An 8,367-nucleotide genomic window follows, 5' to 3' on the forward strand; every position below is an offset into this window, starting at 1 on the left:
CCCCTCGCGCAGTCGGGGAGCGGCCCGCAGGTGATCCTCGCCAACCTCGAAGGTGAGCGGCACACCCTCGGGCTGCACATGGCCGCCGTCTTCCTCGCCCTCGGCGGTTTCCGGATCGTCTTCCTCGGAATGAGCACGCCGCGCAGGGACATCGTCGCCGCGTCGTCCGCGTCCGGATCGCTCGCCGCGGTGATCGGCACGTCGACGGCCGCGGAGCCGAAGCGCACCTCGGCCGAGCTCAAGGCGCTGCGCGCGGATCTGCCCGCACCGATCATCGTCGTCGTCGGCGGCAACGAGGCTCTGCACGAGATCCCGGGCGTCGTCGCGATGGAGTCGCTCGACGCGTTCCACGGGTGGGTCGAGACGCTCGCGGCCGCGTCGGGATCCGCCAGCCAGCTGCGCGGCACGAGCCCCGGGCTCGGCCCGCGGTAGCCGCCCTCAGATCAGCCCTTCTTCTCCCGATAATCGGGATAGAGCCGATCCACGCACGCCGGGCACAGGCCGTGCGAGAACTCGGCGCCCGAGTGCTCTGCGACGTACGCCTCGATCTCCTGCCAGCGGCCGTCCGCCGTGCGGATCCGCTTGCAGCCCGCGCAGGTCGGCAGGATCCCGCGCAGGAGATCGAGCTCCGCGCGCATGTGCTCGGCGACCTCCTTGGACGCGAGCAGGCCTGCCGCCCCCCGTACGTCCTCCACCACGTAGGCGACGCGGCCGTCGGCGTCGAACAGCGGCGACGCGACGACCTCCTCGGCGGCGAACGTCCCGTCCGGGCTCACGTGGTCGTGGACGATGTGCGCCCTCGCTCCGGTCTCGAACACCTCGCACACCGGGCAGAGCACACCGGCCTCGAAGCACGGCTTCGCGGAGCCGTGCATCACAGCGTGGCAGGAGGTCGCCTCGTCATCGAAGCCGGGCGATCCGTACCGCGCGCGCGCCGCGGCGTTCATGTAGACGATCCGGAACGAACGGGAGATCACGAGCACCGGATCCGCGACCGCGTCCAGTATCCGCGAGGGTTCGAGCGGGGGCGCGTCGCGCGCCTGGCCGTCATCCACGATGCACCGCCCTCTTCATTCGATCTCCGTGGGCGCGCACGTCGAGACCCCAGCGCCGACGATGCGCTTCCCGGACTCCGGGATGTACAGCTCGACGTCGCCGGACTCGGCGTCGACCTTGTAGACGTTCGTCGAGGTGTCGAGCGCCGACTCGTAGAACACGTAGAACGCGGCGCCCCAATAGGCGAACGCCCACGCGGACGGCGAGTTCGAGAGATCCGAGAGCGGGTACGTCGTGAGGAGCGAGGCGTTCCCCTTGTCGATGCGCGAGACGTGCGGCGTCGCCGCGGACGGGAAGAAGCCCCAGAGCTCGCCGAGGCCGTTGCCGGTCAGCTCCGGATCGCCGCTGATCGAGCCGACCACGTCGACGATCCAGTCGCCGCCGATCGTCGCGAGGCTCGTGCCGTCGGCGATGTACAGCGTCTCGTCCCAGGTGTCGCCGCCGTCGGTGGCGTACCCCATGCCGAACACGCCGAAGCCGCTCTGGCCCGTGACGTACGGCGTCGCGGTGCACGCCGCGTTCGACGTGCTCACCTCGAAGATGTCGCCGTTCTGGAACAGCACGTACGCGACGGCGTCGCGCGTGACCGCCATGGAGTACGGCGAAGAGCCGTTTCCGCAGTCCACGGTGCCGATGAGATCGAACACCTTGGTCGGCGGCTCGAACCTGTAGAGCGAGTTGTCCGAGTCGACGACGTACACGACCTTGGCCGCCTCGGAGCAGCCGTCGTCCGTGTCCCCGTCGGAATCCGAGTCGGAGTCGGAATCAGAGTCCGAGTCGCCGTCGGAGCCGGGATCGCGCGCGGCGTCGTCCCCGCAGGAGGAACCGAGCGCCGCCGCGAACGAAACGGAGAGCAGGCCCGCGATCAGGTGCGTTCTTCTCATGTCGCCCCCTAGAATTTTGTGAACGTGAGCGCCAGCATGAGGCTCACGTAGTCGAACTCGGCCCACGGGTCGTTCTCGAGCTTCGCGTAGTTGAGCTGCAGGCCGAGGCCGAGCCCCTTGTCGTTGTCGCCGAACCACTCCTTGCCGACGCCGATCGTCACGCCCGGGCCCTGGAACGACTGATGCTTCTCCCCGCGCTCCGCGCTACACAGCACGCCCGGAAGGTACAGGATCAGCCCGACGAAGCGGAGCTGGGCGGTCGCGTAGAAGTCGTAATCGGTGAAGTAGTACGAAAGGCCGCCGCCCACGCCGAACAGCGTGAAGCCCATCTCCGTCGGCTCGTCCGCGCGCAGGATCATCCGCTCCCATACTCCGCCCACGTGGATTCCGATGTCCTTGAAGCCGCCGCCGAAGTCCATCGAGACGTTGAGCGCCGGCGAGTCGTGACTGGGCTCGTCGACGCGCCGCAGCCCGATCGCCGGGGCGAGCGTTCCGTCGCCGAAGATCCACGCATAACCGAGCCCGAGCGTGAATCGGAACAGGAACCCCTTGTGATCCTCGCGCCCCTCGTCGTCCGCCTTCTCCTCCGGCGCCGGGGCGCTCGCCTCCGCCGCAGGCGCGGGAGCTTCCGCCGCAGGGGGCGCCGGCGCGGTTGTCGATTCTTGAGCGTCAGCCGAGCCCGCGGCGAGGAGAAGCGCCGTCGTGAGAATCGCGCGGACCGCGGTCACGGGGCACCGCACGTATCACCCCCCACGTCCATATCCATGTCGATGTCGATGTCGATATCGATATCGATATCCACATCGACGTCTATGCTCGCCGGCTTGGGCGGGAGGCAGGCCGTCAGACGCTCGTTCATGGCGCACCCCGTGCAACCGCCGGTCGACGTCTCGCACAGCTCGCAGGACGGATCCCCCATCCCGTTGTCGGGCCTCCAGCAGTACATGACCCCGGAATCGTCGCCGCACCACGTCGCAGCGAGCACCAATCGAGTCTCGTCGACCCACCCGAGATAGCACACTCCCTTGTCCGCCGTGTACTTGTCGCCGCGCCATGTCGCGAACAGCACGGGAACCGCGGACCCCGTGACGTCCGCCGCGATCAACCGTACGTCCTCCTTGAGCGCGTCGAGATCGATGTCGAAGGACGCGTCGCCCTCGAAGTAGGCCGCGGCGGTGAGATCCACCTCGATCTCGTCGGTGGAGAACGCCGGGATGCCGGCCCACCCCGCGAAGTCGCCGTCGAACGAGAAGGAGACGAGCTCGTCGATCGAGAGATCGAGCGAGAGATCGAGCACGCCGTTCAGGAAGTCGCCGATGCGGCTGAGGTTGATGCGCGGGTCGTCGCAGCAGCCCCACGTGGTGGCCAGCGCTGCCGCGAGCAGGACCGCCGCGCGGATCGCGATCACCCGTTTCCGTGGCGAACGTCTTGTCGTTTCCATTCGGCGAGTATACCCCAAGATCGCCGGGGGAACAGGCGGGTCACTGCGGCGGATCGACGGGGCCGCCCGGCCAGTCGCGGGCGCAGCGGAAGCCGGACATGATCAGCCGGAAGGTGCCCGGGTGGTGCACGCGGTTCGCGGCGCGCAGCCCCGGCCCGCCGTAGTTGAAGGCGCCGCCGCGCAGGACGTGGTCACAGCCCTCCGGGATCGGGTTCTTGCCCGTGAAGCCGAACAGCATCTTGCGGCGCAGCTCGTCCTGGGCCGCCCGGATCTGCGGGCAGGTGCCCGGGATCCCGCGATCCGCGGTCGGCCGGTGGTAGGCGTACGGGTCGTACAGATCCGCGACCCACTCCCAGACGTTCCCCGCGAGATCGAGGTGCCCGTATGGGCCGGCGCCGTCGGGGCGGCTGCCGACGTCCTCGGTGATGACGCCGCCGAACACGGCGAGCTTCGGCTCCGCCGCCTGCGAGCCCCACGGGTACTTGCGACCGTCGGACCCCCGCGCCGCCCGCTCCCACTCCGCCTCGGTGGGCAGCCGCTTCCCCTTCCACGCGCAGAACGCCTCGGCGTCCTCGTGGGACACGCCGCTGATCGGCCGATCGGGCGTGCGGAACGCCTCGTCCGGGCCGAAGCCGTTGTCGACGCTCGACTGCGTGTCGTGCGGCCGGCAGGCGTTCGCCGCCTCGCACTCGCGGTACGCCGCGTTCGTCACCTCGGTGCGATCGAGCAGGAACGGCGCCACGGTCACGGTGTGCGCCGGCTGCTCGTCGCCCTCGCCGATCCTGTTCGAGCCCATCGTGAACGCGCCGCCGGGCACGCCGATCATTCCTTCGGGGATCGGGGCCGGCTTCGGCTCCGACTTTGACGTGTCCGCCTTCGCTGTCCCCTCCGGGGCCAGCTTCGGCGCGATCTGATCCGCGCTGAACGCCGTAGATGGGGTCGCGCCTGGACCGGAGAAGGCGTGCGCCTCTTCTGCGTCCGAAGACGAGCAAGCGGCGAGGTTGATCCCGGAGACGAAGAACGGGGCGAGGAAAAAAACGAACGTGTCGGGGCGACACACAGGCCACCTACGACGAAATGCCCAACCGGGGTTCGGCCCGCGCATCGTTACTTCAGCGCTTCCGCGCCCGCCTTGGCGAAGTTGCGGCCGTAGCGGACGCGATCGTGGGCCTCGGCGGGCAGCGACGTCGCCCCGTCGACGACGAGCGCGGCGATCTCCTGGCCGACGCCGGGCCCGAGCATGAACCCCTGGCCGCACATGCCCACCGCGAGCGCGAGCCCACCGATCTCCGGGACGTTGTCGATGATCGGCGTCCCGTCCGGCGTCATCGGGTAGAGGCCGCGCCACACGCGCCGCACGAGCAGGTTCCGCATCCGCGGGATGAGCGTGATCATCCGCGCCGCCAGGATCGGCAGGAACTCCGAGGTCGACTCGCGGTTCACGCCGTAGAACAGCTCCTTGGGCGTGTAGCAGAAGATGATCTGCCCCTCGTCGTTCTGCCCGAAGTAGAAGTTCGCGGTCTTGCCCTCCGGGCCGGGCCGCATGTCCACGACGAGCGGCGCGAGGAACGGCGCCACCGGCGCCGTGATCCCCGCCTCGTGGGAGTCGGGCTGCACCGGGATGTCGATGCCGAGCAGGCGCCCGTGCTCCGCCGCCTCGGCGCCCGCCGCGATCACGACCGCGCCGGCCGCGTGCTCGCCCTTGTCCGTCACGACGCCGCGGACAAGGCCCGCCTCCACGCGGTACCCTTCGACGCGCTCGTTGAACCGGAACTCGGCGCCCAGCGCCTGCGCCGCGCGCTGGAACGCGACCGAGACCTTCAGCGGCGAGAGCTGCCCGTCGCCCGGCGAGTACGTCCCGCCGCGCAGCCCCCGGCGCTCGATGCCCGGGATCAGCTCCGCCATCGCGGCCGCGTCGAGCCAATCGATGTTCAGGTCGAACTTGCGCTGGATCGGAAAAAGGCCGCGCAGCTCTCGCTCGAGCGGCTCGTCGTACACCGGGTACGCGTAGCCGCCGGGCTTCCAGCCGACGTCGACGCCGGTGCGCGCCTTCCACGTCGTCATCTCCGCGAGGCTGCGGTTGCACAGCACGATCTTCGCGGGATCCGAGTGCGTGGCGCGGATGCCGCCGATCGCGGCCTTGTTCTGGCCCTGCCCCACCGCGGGGCAGCGCTCGAGCACGAGCACCTTGAGCCCGCGCTTCGCGAGGTGGTACGCGCACGGCACGCCGACGCTGCCGCCGCCGACGACGATCGCGTCGAACGTCGGCCTAGTCATCGCCGCCCTCCCTGCCGCCCGGACCCGCGGCGAAGCTGCCGAGCGGCACCTCGGCGATGAGCGGGCGGATCGTGCCGGGCGTGATCTCGGCGGGCGAGAGCCCCTCCTCGCGGTAGAGGCGGGCGACGAGCTCGGCGCAGGTCTTGCCGCCGCACCCGCCCATGGTCGGCCGCACGAGCGCCTTGAGCTGGTTCACGTCGCGGACGCCCGCGCGGATCTCGCGGACGATGTCGCTGCGCCGCACGCGCTCGCACCGGCAGACGATCGGATCCTCCGCGTCCGTCGGGAGGTCGGTCGCGGTCGGGATCGACGGGCCGCGGATCCGGAAGCCGGCGACGCCAAGCCGCTCGGCGAACGGCACCTCGACGAAGAGGAGGCGCCGCCGATCCTGGTCCTTCCTCTCGCGCACCGCGACGATCCGGCCGGCGCCGACGGGCTCGCCGTCCATGCCGACCGTCGCGACCTCGTCGCCGAGCGAGGCCCGATCGTCGCCGAACTCGAACGGCAGCACGACCAGCGCGAATTCGCGGGCCGGATCGTAGTCCTCGCACACGAGGTTGATGGCGAGCCCCGGGCAGACCGCGACGCAGGTGCCGCAGCCGAGGCAGCCCCTCTCGTAGCGCGGCAACCCCATGACGCCGTCCATGGAGATCAGGTTCTGCGGGCACGACGCCACGCACGGATCGCAGGGGATCTCCTGCACGCAGCGGAGGACGGGGTACACGCGCTCGGCGACCTCGGGCGGCGCGAGCGTGGACGTCTTCCCGGGCCGGCTGCGGAGGATCGCCGCGAGGCGCTCCCAGTGCTCGGGGATCTCGACCTCCGCCCCGAGCGCGCGCGCCATCCGCCTCCCGGCGATCCGGCCCGAGAAGATCGCGGCGGACGCCTCCGCGACCTCCTCGGCGTCGCCGGCGGCCCACACCTTGATGCCGTACCCGCGCGCCTTGGCGAGCAGCTCGTCGACCGGGGCGAGCCCGACGGCGATGAGCAGCGTGTCTGCCTCGAACGTCCGCTCCGTGCCCGGGATCGCCCGGAACCGCTCGTCGATCCGCGCGATCGTCACGCGCTCGAGCGTCTCGCGGCCGGCGGCCTTGATCACGGTGTGGCTCGTCCAGATCGGCACGCCGAGCCGGCGCAGCTTGTCCGCGTGGACCTTGTAGCCGCCGCACTCGGGGAGCGCCTCGACGAGCCCGACGACGTCGATGCCCGCCTGGAGCGCGTGGTAGCCGCCTATCAGCCCGACGTTGCCGCCGCCCAGGATGAACAGCCGCTGCGACGCGCGGATCCGGTCGCGGTTGACGAGCGTCTGGAAGGCGCCCGCGCCGTACACGCCCGGGAGATCGCAGCCCGGGAACGAGAGCGCCTTCTCGCGCGCGCCGGTCGCGACGAGGATGTTCTCCGGCGTCACGAGCCGGTACCCGCCGGGCGTCGCCACCCCGACCTTGCCGTCCCAGAACACGCCTATCGCCGTGGACTCGGTCCAGGCGCGGACGTTCGGCAGCGCCGCGACGTCGTCGGCGAGCAGGTGCCCGATGTCGATGCCGCGCGTGCCGGCCCAGCAGTCGGCCACGGAGCCAAAGAACTGGTGCGTCTGCAGCGTCAGCTTGCCGCCGAGCTCCGGCTTGTCGTCGACGATCAGCACGTCTATCCCGGCGCGCCCGAGCTCGATCGCGGCGCACAGCCCGGCCGGGCCGCCGCCGAGCACGAGCACCCGGGTGCGGACGTCCTCGGGCCTCCTCGCCTCGCCCGGCGCGTCGTCCGGCGCGAGCGGCGGCGTCCCCTCGACGCTCTCCACGCGCATCCCCGGACGGATCCGGGTCATGCACGACTTCACCGCGCGGCCGTCGGCGAGCACCGTGCACTGCGAGCACTGGCCGTTGGCGCAGAAGATCCCCTGCGGCCCGCGATCGCGGCGGTGGTGCCCGAAGACCGAGATCCCCGCGGCGAACAGCGCCGACGCGATCATCTCGCCGGGCCGCGCGGCGATCTTCCGCCCGTTGAAGGTGAGCTCGACCGCCGCCTCGTCGGGCGGCGCCGCGAGGATCGGGTGGGAGGTGATGCGCCCTCCCATCGCGGCGTCGGGCTCCTTCCGGGGAGCGGGCCCAGCTGCGCCCGCCGAGTACGCGTCTTGCGCGTCGAGGAGGAGATCGCGCTCGGCCGCGTCCAGGGCGACGCCCCGCTGCGCCGCGAGCCAGTCGATCACGGCGCGCGCGTCGTCGATCGAATCCGTCGGGCGGTCGGCCGGGTACGTCTCCTTCAGCGGAGTCGGTGGGATCTCGGCGCGGACCGCCTCGATCGCGCGGATCGGCCCCTCGCGCCCCCTCTCCGGATCGACGAAGCGGATCCGCCCCTCCCCGAGCCCGAGGCGCGCGACGAGCGCGTCCAGCCCCGGCGCGAGGCCGCGCACGCGGTCCTCGGCGCCGTTCAGGCGGCACGTCTCCTGCTGCCTCCCGAGGACGAGCACGCCGTCGAAGCCGCGCGCGATCGCTCCGAGGATCATCGCCGGACCCGCGCCGCCGGCGCACGGGAGCTCCATCGCCGTCGCGCCCTCGGGGACGCGCTCGCCCCCGCGGACGAAGAGGCCGGATCTCGCGCACGCGATCACGAGCAGCCCGCCCCGCCTGGCCGGGATGCCGCGCTCTGCGCCCGGGTGGCGGATCGCGCCTCTCGGGCACGCCCCGACGCAGACGCCGCAGCCGCGGCAGGCGC

General features: G+C 71.4%; 8 protein-coding genes. 1 reads left to right on the forward strand and 7 read right to left on the reverse strand.

The window, feature by feature from the left end; translation table 11 throughout:
- Positions 1–432 (forward strand): cobalamin B12-binding domain-containing protein (locus tag M0R80_10960; protein MCK9460148.1); only part of this gene is annotated, 432 nt, incomplete at its 5' end.
- Positions 433–443: 11 nt separating this feature from the next.
- Here M0R80_10960 and M0R80_10965 read toward each other — a convergent pair.
- From M0R80_10965 to M0R80_10995, 7 genes are all read right to left on the reverse strand, one after another.
- The gene (locus tag M0R80_10965; protein ID MCK9460149.1) at positions 444–1,055 is read right to left on the reverse strand and encodes a PAS domain-containing protein; all 612 of its coding nucleotides are present in this window, start codon (positions 1,053–1,055) and stop codon (positions 444–446) included.
- A gap of 15 nt (positions 1,056–1,070) precedes the next feature.
- Positions 1,071–1,940: a hypothetical protein gene (locus tag M0R80_10970; GenBank protein MCK9460150.1), complete on the reverse strand. Its 870-nt coding sequence runs from the start codon at positions 1,938–1,940 to the stop codon at positions 1,071–1,073.
- 8 nt (positions 1,941–1,948) lie between these two features.
- On the reverse strand, positions 1,949–2,680 hold the full coding sequence (locus M0R80_10975; protein MCK9460151.1) for a hypothetical protein: 732 nt from the start codon (positions 2,678–2,680) through the stop codon (positions 1,949–1,951).
- Positions 2,665–3,381, reverse strand: a complete 717-nt coding sequence (locus tag M0R80_10980; GenBank protein MCK9460152.1) for a hypothetical protein — start codon at positions 3,379–3,381, stop codon at positions 2,665–2,667. The genes M0R80_10975 and M0R80_10980 overlap by 16 nt, the downstream gene beginning before the upstream one ends.
- 40 nt (positions 3,382–3,421) lie before the next feature.
- Complete coding sequence (locus tag M0R80_10985) at positions 3,422–4,441, reverse strand: formylglycine-generating enzyme family protein (GenBank protein MCK9460153.1); 1,020 nt, start codon at positions 4,439–4,441, stop codon at positions 3,422–3,424.
- Between the two features lie 47 nt (positions 4,442–4,488).
- Positions 4,489–5,658, reverse strand: a complete 1,170-nt coding sequence (locus M0R80_10990; GenBank protein ID MCK9460154.1) for an FAD-binding oxidoreductase — start codon at positions 5,656–5,658, stop codon at positions 4,489–4,491.
- A partial coding sequence (locus M0R80_10995) for an FAD-dependent oxidoreductase (GenBank protein ID MCK9460155.1) occupies positions 5,651–8,367 on the reverse strand: 2,717 nt, incomplete at its 5' end. The genes M0R80_10990 and M0R80_10995, both read right to left, overlap by 8 nt.

This window comes from Pseudomonadota bacterium (genome assembly GCA_023229365.1).
GTDB lineage: Bacteria > Myxococcota_A > Polyangia > JAAYKL01 > JAAYKL01 > JALNZK01.